Genomic DNA, 18,808 nt, shown 5'->3' on the forward strand with positions numbered 1-18,808 from the left:
GGGGCGGCCGGGCGCGGCGCGAGCGGTCAAGGTGGACGCGGGGAGGCGGGCCAGCCTCGGTTCTCGCGACCCAGTCAGACCAGGGCGAACGCGGCGGGTGACGCGCCGAGTCGCGCGCAGCGGCCTGCCGCGCCCACCCGGTCCGGCGACGACGACATCCCGCCGCCCGACTACCCCGACCTACCGGACGATCCCGGCCCCGGCGACTTCCCGCCGCCCGATCCCGCCGGGTACGAGTCGCCGTCGAGCGCGGCCGGATTCGGCCAGGGCGGGGTGCCTGGCCCCTCGACGCCGGAAGAGGAGCGGGAAATGCTGGCAGAGGCCGCCAAGCCGGTGGCGCCGGAGGCCCGCCACGACCCCGACGAGGTCGCTCTGGAATTGCTCCGCAGTGAGCTGGGTGCCACACGGCTGGACGGTTGACAACCACCGCCTCGAGGACGTTAAGTTAACCGGAGTTCGCACACGACGGTAGTATGAACGGGTAGCCGTGAGCTCCGGTGTGGCGTCGTTCTATGGTATGCGCAGGCGTATGGGCGTGTCCGGAACGTGCGTCCGCCGGTGCTTGCCGAGTTTTGTACAGCGTTATGCGGTGCGAGCGACGGGCTCGGAGACGGAACCTCGCGTCACCTCGCTGGGCCTCGGGAGCACGGCAAACTGAATACGGACGGTCGGTCTCATGGCCGGTCGGCGAGGTTACCCGCGGCCGTGCCGCACAACGCGGTGCAGGCGCACCCCAAGGAAGGAAACACTCCGATATGACCACAGAGGCCTACATTTACGAGGCCATCCGCACTCCGCGCGGCCGCGGCAAGAAGAACGGTTCGCTGCACTCGGTCAAGCCGATCGACCTGACTGTTGGTCTGATCCAGGAGCTGCGTAACCGCTTCCCCAACCTCGACGAGGACCGGATCTCCGATATCGTCCTCGGTGTCGTCAGCCCGGTCGGTGACCAGGGCATGGACATCGCGCGCACCGCCGTGACCGTGGCGGGCCTGCCCGACACCGTCGGCGGCGTGCAGCTGAACCGCTTCTGTGCCTCCGGTCTCGAGGCCGTCAACATCGCCGCCCAGAAGGTGCGCTCCGGCTTCGACGACCTGGTCATCGCCGGTGGCGTCGAGTCGATGTCGCGCGTCGCCATGGGCTCCGACGGTGGCGCCTGGGCCCTCGACCCGGCCACCAACTACGACTCCTACTTCGTCCCGCAGGGTGTCTCCGCCGACCTGATCGCCACCATCGAGGGCTTCAGCCGCGATGACGTCGACGCCTACGCGGTGCGCTCGCAGGACCTGGCCGCCAAGGCCACCACCGGTGGTTACTTCGCCAAGTCCATCGTTCCGGTCAGGGACCAGAACGGCCTGGTCGTGCTGGACCGCGACGAGCACATGCGTCCCGGCACCACCACCGAGGACCTCGCCAAGCTGAACCCCTCCTTCGCCGTGATCGGTGAGATGGGCGGCTTCGACGCGGTGGCGCTGCAGAAGTTCCACTTCGTGGAGAAGATCAACCACGTGCACCACGGCGGCAACAGCTCGGGCATCGTCGACGGCGCCGCGCTGGTGCTGATCGGCTCCGAGGAGGCAGGCAAGGCTTCCGGCCTGACCCCGCGTGCGCGCGTCGTTGCGACCGCCACCAGTGGCGCCGACTCCACCATCATGCTGACCGGTCCCACCCCGGCCGCCAACAAGGCGCTGGCCAAGGCGGGTCTGACCCTCGACGATATCGACCTGGTCGAGATCAACGAGGCGTTCGCCTCCGTGGTGCTGAAGTTCCAGAAGGACCTGAACATCCCGGACGAGAAGCTGAACGTCAACGGCGGCGCCATCGCGATGGGCCACCCGCTGGGCGCCACCGGCGCGATGATCACCGGCACCATGGTCGACGAGCTGGAGCGCCGCAACGGCCGCTACGCGCTGATCACCCTGTGCATCGGCGGCGGCATGGGCGTCGCGACCATCATCGAGCGGGTCTGACCCCAACCGGCAGCTGAGAATTCAAGGAGACACAGAGCTGTGAGCGAAACCAACATGATCGGTTGGGAGCAGGATTCGGACGGCATCGTCGTGCTGACGATGGACGACCCGAACCAGGGCGCCAACACCATGAACGAGCTGTACAAGAAGTCGATGACCGCGACCGTCGAGCGGCTCGAGGCCGAGAAGGAAAGCATCACCGGTGTGGTGCTGACCTCCGCGAAGAAGACCTTCTTCGCCGGCGGCGACCTGAAGAACATGATGAAGGTCGGCCCGGAAGACGGCCAGGCCCTCATGGACGAGCTGGGCACCATCAAGGGTGCGCTGCGTCGTCTCGAGCAGCTGGGCAAGCCGGTCGTTTCCGCGATCAACGGCGCCGCGCTCGGCGGCGGCCTGGAGATCACCCTCGCGACCCACTACCGCATCGCGGCCGACGTGCCGGGTGTGCAGCTGGGCCTGCCCGAGGTCAGCCTGGGCCTGCTGCCCGCCGGTGGCGGTGTCACTCGCACCGTGCGCATGCTCGGCCTCCAGGGCGCGCTCATGCAGTTGCTGCTGCAGGGCCAGAAGTACCGCCCGGGCAAGGCCAAGGAAATCGGCCTGATCAACGAGGTCGTCGGCTCGATCGAGGAGCTGGTCCCGGCCGCCAAGGCGTGGATCAAGGCCAACCCCGAGGGCGGCGTGCAGCCCTGGGACAAGAAGGGCTACAAGATCCCCGGTGGCACCCCGTCCACCCCGGCCTTCGCGGCGAACCTGCCCGCGTTCCCGGCCAACCTGCGTAAGCAGCTCAAGGGCACCAATATGCCTGCCCCGCGTGCCATCATGGCCGCGGCGGTCGAGGGCGCGCAGGTCGACATCGACAACGCCTCGCTCATCGAGTCGCGCTACTTCGTCCACCTGCTGACCGGCCCGGTCGCGAAGAACATGATTCAGGCGTTCTTCTTCGACCTGCAGTCGATCAACAACGGTGGCTCGCGTCCGAAGGACGTGCCGAAGAAGGACATCAAGAAGATCGGCGTGCTCGGCGCGGGCATGATGGGCGCGGGCATCGCGTACGTCTCCGCCAAGGCGGGCTACGAGGTCGTGCTGAAGGACGTCACCATCGAGGCGGCCGAGCGCGGCAAGAACTACTCCGAGAAGATCGAGGCCAAGGCCCTCTCCCGTGGCAAGACCACCGAGGAGAAGTCCAAGGCGCTGCTGGACCGGATCACGCCGTCCGCCGACGCGGCCGACTTCGCCGGTGTCGACTTCGTCATCGAGGCCGTCTTCGAGAACACCGAGCTCAAGCACAAGGTGTTCCAGGAGATCGAGGACATCGTCGACGCGGACGCGCTGCTCGGCTCGAACACCTCCACCCTGCCGATCACCGGTCTCGCGGCCGGCGTGAAGCGCCAGGAGGACTTCATCGGCATCCACTTCTTCTCGCCGGTCGACAAGATGCCGCTGGTGGAGATCATCAAGGGTGAGAAGACCTCGGACGAGGCACTGGCCCGGGTGTTCGACTACACCCTCGCGATCAAGAAGACCCCGATCGTCGTCAACGACAGCCGCGGCTTCTTCACCTCGCGCGTGATCGGCACCTTCGTCAACGAGGCGATCGCCATGCTGGGCGAGGGCATCGACCCCTCGACCATCGAGCAGGCGGGCTCGCAGGCGGGCTACCCGGCCGCGCCGCTGCAGCTGTCGGACGAGCTGAACATGAAGCTCATGCTGAAGATCGCCAAGGAGACCGAAGAGGCCATCGCCCGCGGTGACGCCACCATGGGCAAGAAGCGGCACCCGGCCATCGACGTCATCGAGTACATGGTGACCGAGGGTCGTCCGGGTCGCCTGGAGAAGGCCGGCTTCTACGAGTACGACGAGAACGGCAAGCGGACCGGCCTGTGGGGCGGCCTGCGCGAGCACTTCAAGTCGGTCACCGACTTCAACGTGCCGCTCCAGGACCTGATCGACCGCATGCTGTTCATCGAGGCGATCGAGACCCAGAAGTGCTTCGACGAGGGTGTGCTCGAGACCACCGCCGACGCCAACATCGGCTCGATCTTCGGTATCGGTTACCCGGCCTGGACCGGTGGCGTGCACCAGTTCATCGTCGGCTACCCGGGCGGCCAGGAGGCCTTCGTTGCTCGCGCCGACGAGCTGAAGGCCAAGTACGGCGACCGCTTCGAGGCTCCCGCCTCGCTGCGCAAGTGATCGCAGCGCGTAACTAGTTACGCAACGGCAAAGCCCGCCACCGCTTTTCGCGGTGGCGGGCTTTCGCCGTCTCCGGACGGAGTTCCGACAGCGTTCACCGCACGGTTCGCCGGTGGCTATACGGTGTCGCTCGTGGCAGTGCGCAGACAGACCGGATTACTCCTGGCCCTCGCGGTCGGCGTCGGACTGGCCGCGGCGCCCACCGCGGACGCCGAGCCGGGAGTGCGGCTGCTGGGCCGGCAGATCCTGCCGCACGCCATGGATTTCGAGGGCACCACGGTCGGTGGTCTGTCGGGCATCGACTATCTGCCTGGCACGGGCGAGTATGTGCTGATCAGCGACGACCGCTCGGAGCGGGCGCCTGCCCGCACCTACACCGCCCGCTTCGCCGTCGACGCGAACGGCGTCGGCCCGGTGACATTGACCGGAACCCGTCCGTTGCGCACCCCCGATGGAGGCCTCTACCCGCCGAAATCGGTTGACCCCGAGGAGATTCGCGTCGATCCGTGGACCGGCGACTACTTCTGGACTCAGGAGGGTGAGCGTGCGGGCGACGTGCTCGCCGACCCGGCCGTGCGCGTCGCGCGGCCGGACGGGACGTTCGTCGCCGAACTGCCGATCCCGGACGACCAGCGGATGCGGCCGGACTCCGGGCCGCGCCGCAATGCGGCGCTGGAGGCCGCGACCTTCGCCGCGGGCGGCGTGCTGTTCGTGACGGCCGTCGAGGGCCCGCTGTTGCAGGACGGCCCCGAGGCGACCGTGAGCTCGGGCGCGATCTCCCGGATCACCGTGCAGGCGCGTTTCGGGCCGTTGCTCGCGCAGTACGCGTATCCGATGGAGCCGGTGTTCGCCGAGTCGCGGCCGGAGCCGGGTCGCGGCGGGAACGGTGTCGCCTCGATCCTGGCCGCCGATCCGCTCGATCCGGCGAAGCTCCTGGTGCTGGAGCGCGCGTTCGTGGAGGGCGTCGGCAACAAGATCCGCATCTACGAGGCCGACACCGCGGGCGCGACCAACGTGCTCGGCGCTCCGCTCGGCGACGCCCGCCCGGTCGCAAAGCGGCTGCTCATCGACCTGGCCGAGGTCGGGCTGACCGATATCGACAACATCGAGAGCATGACCTGGGGACCGCGGCTGCCCTCGGGCGAGCGGACGCTGGTGCTGGTCAGCGACGACAACTTCGCGGCGAGCCAGATCACCCAGATCGTCGCGCTCGCGGTGCGCTGAGCTTTTGGAAAACTCAGCTCAGTCGGTGCGAAGTTCTTCCGTCGCTTCGACATACGCGTCGGCGGCTCTGCGGAAGTAGTCGAACAGCAGCTCGCGCTGTTCGGGCCCGTATCCGGCGATGATCTCGCCGATGTGCCGCCGGGCGGGGGCCAGCGCGCGATCCAGTCCGGCCGGGGTGCCGACCAGTTCGACGGTGATCTTGCGCCGATCGCCGGGGACCGGAACCCGCCGCACGTACCCGGCCGCCTCCAGGCGGTCGACCAGCCGGGTGGTCGGGCCGGTGGTGAGTCCCGCGCGCGCGCCGAGTTCGCCGGGCGTCATCGGGCCGCTGAGTTCCAGGATGTTGAGCGCGTAGAGGTCGGTGGCGCCCAGATCCACCGTCCGCGCTCCGGCTTGTCCGTGCAACATGAGCGCGCTGAGGTAGCGGCGATAGATCGCACTCGCCTCCGATTGCGTCATTGCCCCCGGTTGCGCTTTGTCCGATCGCTCTGTGTCCGATTGCCCCATTGACACGACTACCTCCCTCTCCTAATCTCTTCTTCAACGAAGAGAAATCTTCGACGAAGAAAGTTCTTCTAAGCAGAAACTTATCACGGAGGGCGTCATGACCACCATCGATTCGGCCACAACCAGCACCGCGCACCCGCGTCGCCGTAAGGCCGTCCGCATCCTCGCCGCGTCGGCCCTGGTCCTCGGACTCGCCGCGGGCGGCGGATACCTCTGGCTGGACAAGACCGCCGAGGTCCGCAATCTGGGGACCTCGGACTGCGCGGCCGTCGTCCCGTCCGGGGCGGCCGCGACGCCGGAGGCCGTCGCGGAGATCTGCGCTGTCCTCGACCGGCTCACCGACGCGTGGGCCGCGGGCGACGCGGACGCCTTCGGCAGCGTCTTCACCGAGGACGCCACGTACACCACCTACGTCGGCACCTACTACGAGGGCAAGACCGATCTCATCGAAGCCCATCGCGCGCTGTTCGACGGTTTCTTGAAGGGCACCGAGCTCGCCGATTCCTACCTCGGCATCCGGTTCTACGGTCCCGACACAGCGGTGGTCACCAGCCGCGGCGACACCTACAAGGGCGACCGCAAGAGCGCCGACGAGCTGACCAAAACCCAGACCTACACCCTGGTCAAGCAGGACGGACGCTGGCTGATCGCGGCCTTCCACAACACCAAGCGCGGCAACGTCATGGAGCGGATCTCGTTCCTGTTCGCGCCCGACACGAGGCCGGCCGCCGAGCGCTGATCGCACGGCCGTCGCAGGTGGGGACGACACTGCGGCAATCTCCACCCAACCGGCCGTACGCCGCGCTACGTTGGAGTATGCGCAGACGATCCGGACACCGGACCCCCGGTGCCCGACGTCGGCATGCTCCACGATCGCCGGTGACGCCGATTCGATGTGAACTCGAGGTGGTCACGTGAATCCACAGACGGGTTCGGGCAAGATGAGTCCCGAAGCGTCCCAGGCTGATTCGGACACCCAGCGCGGCATGGAAACGCAACGCGTCGGGGATACCCAACGCGGAGATACCCGGCGCAGCGAACTGATCGGCATCGCCGACGAGCTCGAGGCCATGGGGCTCTCGGGTGCCGTCGAAATCGGCAGGGGCGGATTCGGCGTGGTGTACCGCTGCCTGCAAACCGCGCTGGAACGAGTCGTCGCGGTCAAGGTGCTGTCTTCCGAGATCGACGTCGAGAGCCGCGAACGCTTCCTGCGCGAGGAACAGGCCATGGGCAGGCTCTCCGGCCACCCCAACATCGTCGACATCCTGCAGGTGGACGTCACGGCCAGCGGGATGCCGATCATCGTGATGCCGTACTGCACGCACGGCTCGCTGGAACAGCTCATTCGCGAACAGGGCCCGCTCACCTGGGGCGATTCGCTGCGCGCCGGGGTGAAGCTGGCGGGCGCGATCGAGAGCGCGCACCGGGCCCAGATCCTGCACCGCGACGTCAAGCCCGCCAACGTGCTGCTCAGTGGTTACGGCGAACCGCAGCTCACCGATTTCGGCATCGCCAGGATTCCCGGCGGGTTCCGCACCTCGAGCAGCCTGATCACCGGCTCTCCCGCGTTCACCGCGCCCGAGGTGCTCAAGGGCGACGAGCCGACCGTCCGCTCCGACATCTACGGTCTCGGCGCGACGCTGTTCGCGCTGCTCACCGGCCACGCCGCGTTCGAGAGGCAAGCCGGGGAGAAGGTGGTTGCGCAGTTTCTGCGGATCACCACCCAGCCGGTGCCGGATCTGCGCGAGCAGGACATCCCGCCCGACGTGGCCGACGCGATCGAGCGGGCCATGGCGCCCGACCCGGTCGAGCGACCGGAGTCGGCGTTCGAATTCGGCATGCTGCTGCGCTCGGTGCAGCAGGAGCACGGGCAGCTGCCGGATGAGATGGCACTGCTCGACACCACCGCGTTGCTCGAGGAACTCGATGGCGAGCGTCCCATGGAGGCGCAACCGTCCACGCGCACGCGCCAGGCGGTGACCCGGCGCAGCTGGCCGATGACGCTGCGTCCCACCGTCTCGCGGCACGCGAGCGGCTCGATCACCCTGCCGCCGACCGCCGCGACGAAGTTCCGCCCGCCCACTCCCGTCCTCGAACCGGTGCCGCGGCCCCGCCTGCTGGACATCCTGCGCGCAGGTGGGCGCCGCAGGCTCGCGGTGATCCACGCCCCCGCCGGATTCGGCAAGAGCCTGGTGGCTGCCCAGTGGCGCGCGGAGCTGGCGGGCGGCGGCGTGCCGGTCGCGTGGATCGGCATCGACCAGGACGACGACAACGAGATCTGGTTCCTCGCCCATCTCATCCAGGCCATCCACCGGGTGCGGCCCGATATCGGCGCCGGGCTCGACCGGGCGCTCGAGGAACGCGCGGGCGACGCGGTTCCCTATGCCATCACCACGCTCATCAACGAGATCCACGCGAGCAGGGAGACCATCGTGGTGGTGGTCGACGACTGGCATCGCGTCAGCGATCCCGGCACGCACCGCGTGATGGAGTCGCTGCTCGACAACGGCTGCCACCACCTGCGTTTCGTGGTGACCAGCAGGGAGCAGTCCGGCCTGCCGACCAGCCGGATGCGGGTGCACGACGAACTGGTCGAGATCGGTTCGGTGGCGCTGCGGCTGACACTGGCCGAGACGAAGCAGATCCTGGTCGAGCGCAACGGTTTCGCGCTCACCGAAGCGCAGCTGGAGCAGATTCACGAGACGACCGACGGCTGGCCCGCCGCCATCCAGCTGATCAGCCTTTCGCTGCGCGGCAACATCGCCGCCGACCAGCTGATCGCGACGCTGTCGGAAGGCAGTCACGGCATCCGCGAATATCTCGCCGAGAACGTGCTCGATGCGCTCGAGCCGCGGATGCTCGATTTCCTCACCGCGATCTCGGTGACCGAGCGGGTCTCGGCGCCGCTGGCCGCCGCGCTGTCCGACGACAGCGAGGCCGAGCTACTGCTCGCCCAGGCCGAGCAGCGCGAGCTGTTCCTGCGGCGCATCGAGCACGACCCGGAGTGGTACCGGATGCAGCCGCTGTTCGCCGAGCATCTGCGGGCGCGGCTGGAGCGGACCCAACCCGGCAAGCTGAAGTCGCTGCACCGCAAGGCCTCCCGCTGGTACGCCGAACATCAGCTGCTGCGCAAGTCGGTGGACCACGCGCTGGCCGCGGCCGATCTGAAGATGGCGCTGGACCTGCTCGAGGGCGGCGGCATGGACCTGATCGATGCCTCCCGGTTGGCCACCCTGCTGGGCACGGTGTCGAAACTGCCGGTGCAGCAGGTGGCTTCGCGATCCAAGCTGCTGATGGCGGTGGCGCGGGCGAATGTGAATATGCAGCAGTCCAGCGCGGCGCGCAGCGCACTCGGCAGGCTGTCGAACATGCTCGCCCGCGATTCGTCGGGCGACGCCGACGTGGTCCGGCAGCGGTGGGAGGCCACGGTGCTCGCCGCCGCCGACCAGATCGCGCGGGACCACACCGAGGGCGTGCTCGACCGGATCGAGGAATGTCTGGAGCACGCCGACGAGCTGCCCGCCTGGACCGTGTCCACCGCGGCGAACGTGATCTCGTTCGTGCGGTTGTGCGAGTTCGATTTCGATGGTGCCCGCGCGGTCCAGGACTGGGCTGCCGAGTACCACGCCGTCTCGAAGGACCCGCTCGGCGCGGTGTTCGGTCTGTGCGTGCAGGGCGCCGCGGCCTACGAGCAGCTCGACATCGCCACGGCGATGCAGTGTTTCCAGCAGGCATGGGAGACGGCCAGGCTCCGCTCGGGTCCGCGGACCGACGCGGTGCGGGTGGCCTCGGCGTTGCTCGGCGAATTGAACTATCGCCGAGGCGATCTCGACTCCGCCGACCGGCTGTTGGACGAGAGCCACCAGCTGGTCACCCAGGTCGGGTCGGTCGACTTCCTGATCTCGACGTTCGTCACCGGCGCGAGGGTGAAGGCGGTGCGCGGCGACCTCGCCACCGCGGCGGCCCGGCTGGACGAGGGCGCCCGCGTGGCCGCCGAGCAGCGGTTGGTCCGGCTGGCCGCGCACATTCGCGCCGAACGGCTGCGACTCGGTCTGCCCGTGGACATCGAGGTGCGCGGCGACGGGCACGCGGAGTCGCTCGGCGTCGTCCATCACCGTCTGATCGGCTCCGCCGCGCTCACCGCCGAAGCCGAGGAGATCGCCGGTATTCGCGGCCTGCTCGCACGCAAGGACCTGCACTCGGACGACACCCCGGTGCGCCGCGCCCGCGCCCTGCACGGCCGGATGCTCGAACAGGACCGTCCCCGAGCGGAATTGGACACGGCGCTGCTGCTCGCCGAATGCCTCGCCGCCTCAGGGTGGGTCGGCGAGGCGGCGGGCCTGCTGCTTCCCGCCGCCGCGACCTGCGCGGAATTGGGTTGGACCCGTCCGCTGTTGGACGCGGGCCCCGGCGTGGTCGGCATCCTGCGGGTGCTGCGCACGGAGATGCACGCAGCACCCGACGAGGCCGAGCAAGCGGCGATACCCGCCCTCTTCCTGGAAGAACTGCTGGACTGAGCAGCGGGTAGCGCCGCGATGCCGGTCGCGAACGAGCGTCAGCGGGTCACGCCTCCCACCAGGGGCGCAGCGGGACCGTCCACGCACTGTCGGCAGACAGCTTGACGCCGAGCACCTGGTGCAGCTGAACCACGTTGCGCTGGAAGCCGAGCCGGCATCCCGCCATGTACAGACCCCACACCTTGGCGGTGCCCTCGCCGACCTCCTCGACACAGGCGTCCCAGTTGGCGACCAGGTTCTTGCACCACTCGTGCAGGGTCAGCGCGTAGTGCTCGCGCAGGTTCTCCTCGTGCAGTACCTCGAGCCCGATGTTCTGGATCTCGGAGATGATGCGGCCCGAGCCGATCAGTTCGCCGTCCGGGAACACGTACCGGTCGATGAAATCGCCCGCCTTGGTGGTGCGGGTGTTGTCCGGCCGGGTGATGGAGTGGTTCAGGAACAGGCCGCCGTCGCGCAGCTTGCTCTTGATGAACTCGAAGTAGAAGGGGTAGTTGTGCACGCCGATGTGTTCGGTGAGGCCGATGGAGGACACCGCGTCGAACTCGCCCTCCGGCACGTCGCGGTAGTCCGAGTGCCGCACTTCGGCCAGATCGGAGAGACCTTCTTCGGCGATCTTGCGTTGCGCCCATTCGGCCTGCTCCGCCGAGAGCGTCGCGCCGATGACCCGCACCCCGCGCCGCGCCGCGTAGCGCACCATGCCGCCCCAGCCGCAGCCGATGTCGAGCAGCCGGTCGCCCTCCTTCAGGCGCAACTTGTCGAAGACCAAGCGGTACTTGTTCTCCTGGGCCTGCTCCAGCGTCCAGTTCTCGTCGCCGTAGACCGCGCAGGTGTAGGTCATGGAGGGACCGAGGACGTGCTCGTAGAAGGTGTTCGAGACGTCGTAGTGGTGGTGGATGGCCTCCGCGTCACGAATCTTGGAGTGGCGTAGGCCCTCGAACGCGATCCGGCGCCAGCGCGGCAGCGTCTCCTGCGGCGGCGGCGCGACCGGCTTGAGTCGCTCCCACCCGAGCGAGCGCGCGATGGTGACCAGCGCGAGCGCCGAGGGGCGGCGGAACTTCAAGTCCTGCATCGCCTTCAGGATGGGGTACGGGTCGCCGGGGTGGACGCCTTCGGCGATCATGTCGCCCGCGATGTAGGCGCGCGCCATGCCGAGATCGCCGGGCGCGGTGGCCAGGTAGTTGATGCCGCGCGGTGTCTTGATGTCGAGGGTGTAGTCCGAATCCTCCGGCCCGGTCGCGCTGCCGTCGTAGGCGGTCAGGCGAATCGGGACCTCGCCGTCGACGAGGGTCTCGAAGATCTCGGCAATACTCAGTTTGGTTCCCAGATCTGCGAACACGTCGGAACGGTCCTTGAATGTCGTCATTTCCGTTGCACCGCCTTCGAATACAAATCCAGCAAGCGCTGGTCCGGGTCGTAGCGTTTCTTCAGTTCGGTGTAGGTCTCGCCGCCGTAGAGCGCCGCGAACTCGTCCTTGCCGTAGAAGGCGTCCGAGTACAGCGATTTGTGCCCGTCGAAATCGGTGACGGTGCGCTCGATGGCGCGGTTGGCCGCACCCTCCCGCTGCCCGGGCACGGTGGGCACGGCCGACCAGAATCCCACGTTGACGTAGGTCCGGTCCGGCTCGATCGGGTACAGCGGCCAGGGGCGTCCGCTCGGCGCGGCGGGTGCGCCCGTGTCCCGCAAACGCAGCGGGCACAGCCAGATCGGCTCGATCGGGATCTCGCGCAGGAACCACTCGACGAAATCCGCGGTGCGCTCCACCGGGACCTCGATGTCCTGCACCACCCGTTCGCGCGGGAGGTTGCCCTTGCGGGCCTCCAGCTTGTCGCCGATGTCGTATTTGCGGTCGAGGGCGACCAGTTTCCAGTAGAAGCTGCTGCGCCGGTAGCGCTTCGGCCAGAACCGGCGGATCTTCGGGTTCTGCGTGCCGAAGGCCCGCGAGCACCAGAACCAGTCGGTGTCCCAGCGCCACAGGTAGTCGTGGATGGTCAGGCGATCGCGCTTGGGTTCGGCGGAGTCGTGCTGGATCGAGCGGTAGTAGATGTCCATCCCGGTGTAATCGCCCACCGGGCCGGGCTCGTCGGTCTGCCTGCCGAGGGTCAGGTAGCTCTCGTCGGCGGTGAACACCACGCCGTCGAGGTAGTCGACCCGCTCGCCGTCGTAGGACTTCTCGTCCATGATCCGCACGATCGCGGCCTCCAGCTCTGGCAGGTCGCGGAACCGCACGTGGCGCAGCGCCACGTAGGGCAGGACCGGCTCGAGCTCGATCTTCAGCCGGACGGTGTAGCCGAGCGTGCCGTAGGAATTGGGGAAGCCGCGGAACAGGTCCGCGTGCTCGCCGTCCGGCCGCGCGGTGATCAGCTCGCCCGCCCCGGTCAGCACGTCCATCTCCAGCACGGACTCGTGCGGAAGGCCGCTGCGGAACGAGGTGGACTCGATGCCGAGACCGGTCACCGCCCCGCCGAGGGTGATGGTCTTGAGCTGCGGAACCACCAGCGGCGCCAGCCCGTACGGCAGGGTCGCGGCCACCAGGTCCTCGTAGGTGGTCATGCCCGCGACGTCGGCGGTCCTGGCGTTCTCGTCCACCGCGATGACCGCGGTCAGGCCCGAGACGTCCAGGCCGGGTGCGGTGGTCTCGGCCCTGGCCCGGAACAGATTCGACGTCTTCTTCGCAAGCCGCACGTTGGCGTCCGCGGGTATGGCGCGGTAACTCGCCAGAAGGCGATCCACACCCGCTCGGTGCGCGGCAAACCCTGATTCGCGTGCGGCCGGACCGTGACCGGCCTTCCCCAACAGACTCACTGCCACCCCTCGACGCTAGTACGCACCGTGACCTACAGCCACCGAGATTCGATCGAGCCGGGATAAATGTCACGGGAATGTTGCATCGGGAATACCCGGTGTTCGGCGTGGCAGTCGCGTTATCGGACACGATGCGGAACAAGATCGGGCTGGAGCGCGAGCAGACAGTGGCGCAAGGCAGGATAGGGACGGTCGAAACACCGCATTCGGACAAGGAGCTCATTGTGGGACAGGTCAGCGCCAGCAGTTCGATCACCGTCGACGCGGATCCGCAGCGCGCGCTCGAGGCCATCGCGGACTACGAGACGGTGCGTCCGCGCATCCTCTCCCCGCACTACCGCGACTACAAGGTCGTCGAGGGCGGCAAGGGCGCGGGCACCGTGGCGGAATGGACTCTGCAGGCCACCGAGAAGCGGTCGCGCAATGTGCACGCCGTCGTGACGGTGTCGGATTCCATTGTCACCGAGCGTGATGCGAACTCCACCATGGTGAACACCTGGACCGTGACGCCCGAGGGCACGGGCGCGCAGGTCACGCTGCGCACGACCTGGAAGGGCGCGGGTGGCATCTCGGGCATCTTCGAGGGCATCTTCGCGCCGCTGGGGCTGAAGAAGATCCAGGCCGAGGTGCTGGAGAACCTGAAGCGCGAATTGGCTTGAGCTCGAAGCGAGCCGAATGACGCCGTGGGCCGGGTCCTCGAACAGGACCCGGCCCACGGTGCGTTCGGCGGCCGTCAGACGGCGCCGATATCGAAGAGGTTGCCTTCCGGGTCGGCCAGCGTGGCCCACTTCCCGCCGTACTCGTCGAAATCGCCGATGTGCTTGGCGCCGAGGGCGACGGCGCGCTCGATGTGTTCGCGCCAGTCGGGCGCGTGCATGTCCAGGTGCACGACGTTCTTGCCCGGCGTCTTGTCCGGCACCTTGATGAACATCAGCACCGGCGAGTGCCCGGACTCGCGCCCGACGGTCGCGAAGAACTCGCTGGCCTCCGCGTCGACGCGGAGTTCGAGCAGCTCGGCCCAGAATCCGGCGAGCGCCGCGGCGTTCTCGCAATCGAAGGTGACGTGGGCAATGGACAGTGTCATTGTCGTTCCTTCCTGTTATCGGTGTCCGCCGATGGGCCAGCAGACTTCGGTGACGTATTCGGCCGGGTCGTCGGTGTCGTTCGGGGCCACCAGATAGAGCTCGCGCACCGGCTCGGACAGCGCGGTGTCGTGTTCGGCGACGTAGCTGCCCAGCGCGCCGTAGGTGCGGTCGAAGTCCTCGAATGCGCCGCTGTGCACGGCGACGGCGAAGCGGCGCGCGGGGAGTTCGATGACCGAAAGTCCTTCGGGCGGTTCGATGGCGTCGCGCGCCGCGATCGGCACGAAGGCGACCACCTCGCCCGCGTCGTCTTCGAAGAACTCCATCGCGTACGTGGCGCCGCCGGCCCCCGCGGGCGCCACACCCGCGGCCGCCAAGGTCTCGTAGAGCAGCGTGAACGAACGGCTGCACCAGGAATCGATCCCGTCGCGCTCGACGAAGTCGATGACGGCCAGCGCCGGAAACGCCGGGAGCGAGCGGTAGCTCACCGAGATCGGCGCAGGCTCGGTCAGCAGCGAACGCAGCGAGGTCACCACCTCCCGCGTCCGCTGCAATTCCGCCTCCATCCGCTCCAGGTGCGCGCGCAGCGCGCTGTCGCGGGCGGCGATGTCGGGCGCGGCGAGCACGGCCTTGATCTCGGGCAGCGGCATGTCGAGCCGGCGCAGGCGCCGGATCAGATGCGCCTGCTCCACCTGCTCGGTCGAGTAGCGCCGGTAGCCGGAGCCCGGGTCCACCGCCACCGGCTCGAGCAGCTCGATGTCGTGGTAGTAGCGCAGCGTCTTCACGCTCAGGTAGGTCAGCCTGGCGAACTCACCGATCGAGACGGTCGCGGTCATACGTTCAGCGAACACCCTCCAGTGAGGGGAGAGTCAAGCGCCTCGGTCAGGCCAGCGCGAAGGTCAGCAACAGGGTGGTCTGGACCGCGCCGCGCCACCACGAGTAGCCCAGCCACACGCCGGGGGTCACCTCGCGGATCTCGTCGTAGACCGGCGGGGTCGGCGACGGGTTGTAGTTCAGCGCCCACGCCGGGCCGCCGTCCATGATCGCGGGGGCGCGGTACACATCGGCGCGCCAGCCCTCCATGCCCTCGCTGGTCAGGCGGTTCAGCAGATAGCCGCCGTCGGGGCCGGTGTAGAAGGTCTTGCCGATCCACAGGCTCGGCGTGATGCCTTGGATGTAGGCGGGCCGGACCACCCAGCCGTCCTTGACGCCCATCGGCACCGCACCGGCCGACGCGTCGTGGAAGATCGCGTCCTGCTGCTCGGGTGAGCACCGGTTGCGCAGCGAGTTCAGCGTGGCCGCCTTGTTATCGGGATACAGCACGCATCCGCCGCCGTAATCGGACACCGCCGGGGTCACGTCGGGATCCTCCGCCGCGGCAGGAGCTGGGAACAAGGTCGGAAAGAGGGCAGAAACCGCCATGGCGCCCACGAGAAGTACGCGGTTTGTGCTCATTGCTGTCTCCAGAATTCACGAACCGGTCTCCGACCCACATCGATTTTAAGCGGTCGGGGCTGGCTGTCTCGGCGTATGGGGGAGGACTAGTCTGAACCGTGACAATCTCCCCGAGAGAGGACGAGCCTTGCAGCCCGGTGGTCAGTTCGACATGCAGCAGTTACTCGCCCAGGCACAGCAGATGCAGCAGGCGGTGATGGAAGCGCAGGCCGAGATCGCGGCTTCCGAAGTGGAGGGCCAGGCGGGTGGCGGTCTGGTCCAGGTGCGGATCAAGGCGACGGGCGAGGTGGTCGCGCTGACGATCGACCCGAAGGTGGTCGATCCCGAGGACGTCGAGAGCCTGCAGGATCTGGTGATCGGTGCGGTCAACGACGCGATGAGCAACGCGCAGCGGCTGGCGGCCGAGCGCCTCGGCCCGCTCTCCGGCGGACTCGGCGGCGGTTCGCTGCCCGGGCTGCCGGATTTCTGATCGAGGACGGGACGGTTGTACGAGGGTCCGGTACAGGATCTGATCGACGAGCTGGGCAAGCTGCCCGGCGTCGGTCCGAAGAGCGCGCAGCGCATCGCGTTTCACCTGCTCCAGGTGGAGCCGCCGGAGATCGACCGGTTGCAGGCCGCGCTGCAGAAGGTGCGTGACGGCGTGCAGTTCTGCGTGGTGTGCGGCACCGTCTCCGACGGCGAACTGTGCCGCATCTGCGCCGACCCGCGCCGCGACCGCACCATGATCTGCGTGGTCGAGGAGCCCAAGGACGTCCAGGCGATCGAGCGCACCCGCGAGTTCCGTGGCCGCTACCACGTGCTCGGTGGGGCGCTCGACCCGCTGAGCGGCGTCGGGCCCGACCAGCTGCGGATACGGGAGTTGCTGGCGCGCATCGGCAATCAACAGGACGGTGTGGACGTCAGCGAGGTGATCATCGCGACCGACCCGAACACCGAGGGCGAGGCGACGGCCACCTACCTGGTGCGGATGCTGCGTGATTTCCCCGGTCTCGCGGTGACGCGGCTCGCCTCCGGCCTGCCCATGGGTGGCGACCTGGAATTCGCCGACGAATTGACGCTGGGCCGAGCCCTTTCCGGCAGGCGCGCGCTGTAAGCGCGCCTGCGCCTTTCGCTCCCGAACGCGGAATCAGCGGCTTTCTACCGGCCCTGCCGATTACAGTGCGGGGGATGAGCATCGAATTCTTGCTGACGACGCTCGTCATCGTCGCCACCCCCGGCACCGGCGTCCTGTTCACTCTCGCGGCCGGACTGTCTCGCGGTGTGCGCGCCAGCATCGTCGCGGCCTTCGGCTGCACCCTCGGCATCGTCCCGCACATGATCGCGGCGATCACCGGTCTCGCGGCGCTGTTGAACACCAGCGCCGTCGCCTTCCAGACGTTGAAGTACCTCGGCGTCGCCTACCTGCTGTACATGGCGTGGAACACGGTGCGGGACAAGGGCGCGCTCGCCATTCCCGACGCCGAAACCGACCGGCCCGCGCCGAGCGCCCGCAAGGTGATCACCTCGGCGGTGTTGCTCAATATCTTGAATCCGAAGCTGACGATCTTCTTCTTCGCATTCCTTCCGCAGTTCGTGCCGGCGGGCGCGCCGAACGCGCTGCCCCGCATGCTCGAGCTGAGCGGCATCTTCATGCTGGCCACCCTGGTGGTGTTCGCCGCCTACGGCGCGTGCGCGGCGGCGGTGCGCACGTATGTCATCGCGCGGCCGATGGTGGTGACGTGGATGCGGCGGGTGTTCGGGGCGTCGTTCGTGGCGCTCCCGGGCGGCTGGCCGTGCAGAACCAGTAGCCGCCGGTCAGAACTCCACGCGGGTCCACGGGACGCGCGCGAGTTCGTCCCGCTCGCCGGTGGTCCACGCCCAGATCAGGGCGGCGACCGTGGACGGGTCGCTGACCGTGGTGCCGTAGTGCCGATCGGGTCCGCCGTCGCGATATTCGATCGTGTATTCGCTGGGCTTGCCGCGGTAGGTCTGGATGTAGTCGTGGTCGCCCCGTTCCACGATCAGGTACGGGTTCGGCGCCGCGAGCTCCGGAACCCACTGCCGCACAAGCGCTTCGGTGAGATACGGGAACGCGCCCGCGCCGCCGTGGGTGACGGTGACCGGCACGTGCCCCGCCGGATCGATCAACCAGGCCAGCTGCGGGTCGTAGATCGCGTAGCCGCGCGGCGTCGCGATCTCGAACAGCAGGTGCCGCACGTAGCCGATCGCGTCGTACGGGCATGCCACGTGCAGCACGGCCCCGTTCGCCGCCCCACCCACCGACTCCTCGCTGAGAAAGCTGTCCTCTTCCGGCAGCTCCAGATTCCGCTCGTTGATCTCCGCCGCCATCACCGCGACCACCTCGGCCTCGGCCACCCCCTGCTGCCCGACCAGATACGCCTCCACCTCGGTCGGGTTCGCAGCAACACCGGACGGCAACAACACGTGGTCGTAGTTCACCCGGCCAGCGTACGGGGAGCTACTGTGGGGCCACCGGGTCAGGCGGGGTCAGGCGTGGCGGCGGGTTGAGGTTTCGGTCGCGCAGGCGCAGCCGCCTGCTATGACGGCGCAGTCGACGACGAAGGTGTGGCGGGCGTGGCAGAAGGCGGTGCAGGCGGCGTCGGTGCATTCGGGGTCGCGGCCCGCGTGGACGATCAAGGTGCCGTGGCAGTGGTCTACCGCGGATTCGCAGGATGTACAGGTCACGCGCATGGGACCTCCTGACGAGATCGGTTGGTGATTCGGTCTTAGCACTCGCCTCGGCCCGGTGGTGGGAGGCGGGACGGGCGTGTCGGCGGTTTGCTCGGCGCGGGATCGTTGGCCGAAGACGTTGCGCGCCAAGCTCGGGAGTCCCGCGAGGGTCGTGCAATCGCGTCGCAATCGCTGCGTCGAGGGGGGTGGACACACCGCGACTCGGGGCGATCGCGCGGATTCACATGCGAAGATGGCAGCACAGTCGACCGATGTCGGCGCGCAAGGCGAGCTGGATTCACGCCGGACCCGCACCGTCTGGGGACCGGTCGGCGACCGGTGCGGCGCGGACCGGACGCACGTCCGTCACGGCCGAACGCGCAACGTCTGA

Annotated in this window: 17 protein-coding genes and 2 pseudogenes; 11 read left to right on the forward strand and 8 right to left on the reverse strand. The window is 68.2% G+C overall.

The genetic code is table 11. From position 1 onward, the window contains the following. The 4 genes and pseudogenes from NL1_RS38255 to NL1_RS26535 all read left to right on the forward strand — a co-directional run. Positions 1 to 420: pseudogene (locus NL1_RS38255) on the forward strand (DNA polymerase III subunit gamma/tau); the annotation flags it as partial. A gap of 335 nt (positions 421 to 755) precedes the next feature. After that, positions 756 to 1,970, forward strand: coding sequence for an acetyl-CoA C-acetyltransferase (locus tag NL1_RS26525; RefSeq protein WP_067844770.1), 1,215 nt, complete (start codon positions 756 to 758; stop codon positions 1,968 to 1,970). 39 nt (positions 1,971 to 2,009) lie between these two features. Then, positions 2,010 to 4,160 carry a 3-hydroxyacyl-CoA dehydrogenase NAD-binding domain-containing protein gene (locus tag NL1_RS26530; RefSeq protein WP_067844772.1) on the forward strand — a complete coding sequence of 717 codons (2,151 nt, stop codon included), beginning with the start codon at positions 2,010 to 2,012 and terminating at the stop codon, positions 4,158 to 4,160. A 132-nt stretch (positions 4,161 to 4,292) separates the two neighbouring features. Continuing rightward, on the forward strand, positions 4,293 to 5,384 hold the full coding sequence (locus NL1_RS26535; protein WP_245673538.1) for an esterase-like activity of phytase family protein: 1,092 nt from the start codon (positions 4,293 to 4,295) through the stop codon (positions 5,382 to 5,384). A gap of 18 nt (positions 5,385 to 5,402) precedes the next feature. On the opposite strand, the gene NL1_RS26540 is transcribed toward NL1_RS26535, so the two are convergent. Beyond that, the gene (locus NL1_RS26540; RefSeq protein WP_067844774.1) at positions 5,403 to 5,843 is read right to left on the reverse strand and encodes a MarR family winged helix-turn-helix transcriptional regulator; all 441 of its coding nucleotides are present in this window, start codon (positions 5,841 to 5,843) and stop codon (positions 5,403 to 5,405) included. A gap of 145 nt (positions 5,844 to 5,988) precedes the next feature. Here NL1_RS26540 and NL1_RS26545 point away from each other — a divergent pair, with 145 nt between their 5' ends. Beyond that, positions 5,989 to 6,630, forward strand: coding sequence for an SgcJ/EcaC family oxidoreductase (locus NL1_RS26545; protein WP_084510965.1), 642 nt, complete (start codon positions 5,989 to 5,991; stop codon positions 6,628 to 6,630). A gap of 247 nt (positions 6,631 to 6,877) precedes the next feature. Continuing rightward, a complete protein-coding gene (locus tag NL1_RS26550) occupies positions 6,878 to 10,408 on the forward strand; it encodes a protein kinase domain-containing protein (RefSeq protein WP_067844845.1) in 3,531 nt (1,176 codons plus the stop codon). Between the two features lie 46 nt (positions 10,409 to 10,454). Here the strand turns inward: NL1_RS26550 and NL1_RS26555 are convergent, their stop codons facing one another. Together NL1_RS26555 and NL1_RS26560 are read right to left on the reverse strand one after the other, a co-directional pair. Further along, positions 10,455 to 11,771: a class I SAM-dependent methyltransferase gene (locus NL1_RS26555; protein ID WP_067844776.1), complete on the reverse strand. Its 1,317-nt coding sequence runs from the start codon at positions 11,769 to 11,771 to the stop codon at positions 10,455 to 10,457. After that, positions 11,768 to 13,210 (reverse strand): FAD-binding oxidoreductase, encoded by a 1,443-nt coding sequence (locus NL1_RS26560; RefSeq protein ID WP_084510966.1) that lies wholly within the window; start codon positions 13,208 to 13,210, stop codon positions 11,768 to 11,770. The genes NL1_RS26555 and NL1_RS26560 overlap by 4 nt, the downstream gene beginning before the upstream one ends. A gap of 224 nt (positions 13,211 to 13,434) precedes the next feature. Between NL1_RS26560 and NL1_RS26565 the strand changes: the two genes are divergently transcribed. After that, positions 13,435 to 13,869, forward strand: coding sequence for an SRPBCC family protein (locus tag NL1_RS26565; protein WP_067844847.1), 435 nt, complete (start codon positions 13,435 to 13,437; stop codon positions 13,867 to 13,869). A 74-nt stretch (positions 13,870 to 13,943) separates the two neighbouring features. On the opposite strand, the gene NL1_RS26570 is transcribed toward NL1_RS26565, so the two are convergent. Genes NL1_RS26570 through NL1_RS26580 form a run of 3 tightly spaced genes read right to left on the reverse strand, consistent with a single transcriptional unit; the run spans position 13,944 to position 15,714 of the window. After that, positions 13,944 to 14,294 carry a VOC family protein gene (locus NL1_RS26570; RefSeq protein ID WP_067844780.1) on the reverse strand — a complete coding sequence of 117 codons (351 nt, stop codon included), beginning with the start codon at positions 14,292 to 14,294 and terminating at the stop codon, positions 13,944 to 13,946. Positions 14,295 to 14,309: 15 nt separating this feature from the next. Continuing rightward, entirely contained in the window at positions 14,310 to 15,128 is an 819-nt protein-coding gene (locus NL1_RS26575; protein ID WP_067844782.1) for a MerR family transcriptional regulator, read from the reverse strand. 46 nt (positions 15,129 to 15,174) lie between these two features. After that, a complete protein-coding gene (locus tag NL1_RS26580) occupies positions 15,175 to 15,714 on the reverse strand; it encodes a hypothetical protein (protein ID WP_245673540.1) in 540 nt (179 codons plus the stop codon). 160 nt (positions 15,715 to 15,874) lie between these two features. On the opposite strand from NL1_RS26580, the gene NL1_RS26585 reads away from it, so the two are divergent. The 3 genes and pseudogenes from NL1_RS26585 to NL1_RS36855 all read left to right on the forward strand — a co-directional run. Continuing rightward, a complete protein-coding gene (locus NL1_RS26585) occupies positions 15,875 to 16,216 on the forward strand; it encodes a YbaB/EbfC family nucleoid-associated protein (protein WP_084510967.1) in 342 nt (113 codons plus the stop codon). Between the two features lie 15 nt (positions 16,217 to 16,231). Further along, positions 16,232 to 16,840, forward strand: a complete 609-nt coding sequence (gene recR, locus NL1_RS26590; protein ID WP_067844788.1) for a recombination mediator RecR — start codon at positions 16,232 to 16,234, stop codon at positions 16,838 to 16,840. 74 nt (positions 16,841 to 16,914) lie between these two features. Continuing rightward, positions 16,915 to 17,442: pseudogene (locus NL1_RS36855) on the forward strand (LysE family translocator); the annotation flags it as partial. A gap of 99 nt (positions 17,443 to 17,541) precedes the next feature. Here NL1_RS36855 and NL1_RS26600 read toward each other — a convergent pair. Then, positions 17,542 to 18,186: a hypothetical protein gene (locus NL1_RS26600; protein ID WP_067844792.1), complete on the reverse strand. Its 645-nt coding sequence runs from the start codon at positions 18,184 to 18,186 to the stop codon at positions 17,542 to 17,544. A gap of 48 nt (positions 18,187 to 18,234) precedes the next feature. After that, positions 18,235 to 18,438 carry a hypothetical protein gene (locus tag NL1_RS36860; protein ID WP_084510968.1) on the reverse strand — a complete coding sequence of 68 codons (204 nt, stop codon included), beginning with the start codon at positions 18,436 to 18,438 and terminating at the stop codon, positions 18,235 to 18,237. A 232-nt stretch (positions 18,439 to 18,670) separates the two neighbouring features. Between NL1_RS36860 and NL1_RS37860 the strand changes: the two genes are divergently transcribed. Then, positions 18,671 to 18,808 (forward strand): hypothetical protein, encoded by a 138-nt coding sequence (locus tag NL1_RS37860; protein ID WP_156095064.1) that lies wholly within the window; start codon positions 18,671 to 18,673, stop codon positions 18,806 to 18,808.

It is taken from the genome of Nocardia lijiangensis NBRC 108240, from assembly GCF_001613045.1.
In the GTDB taxonomy this organism is placed as follows: Bacteria; Actinomycetota; Actinomycetes; order Mycobacteriales; family Mycobacteriaceae; genus Nocardia; species Nocardia lijiangensis.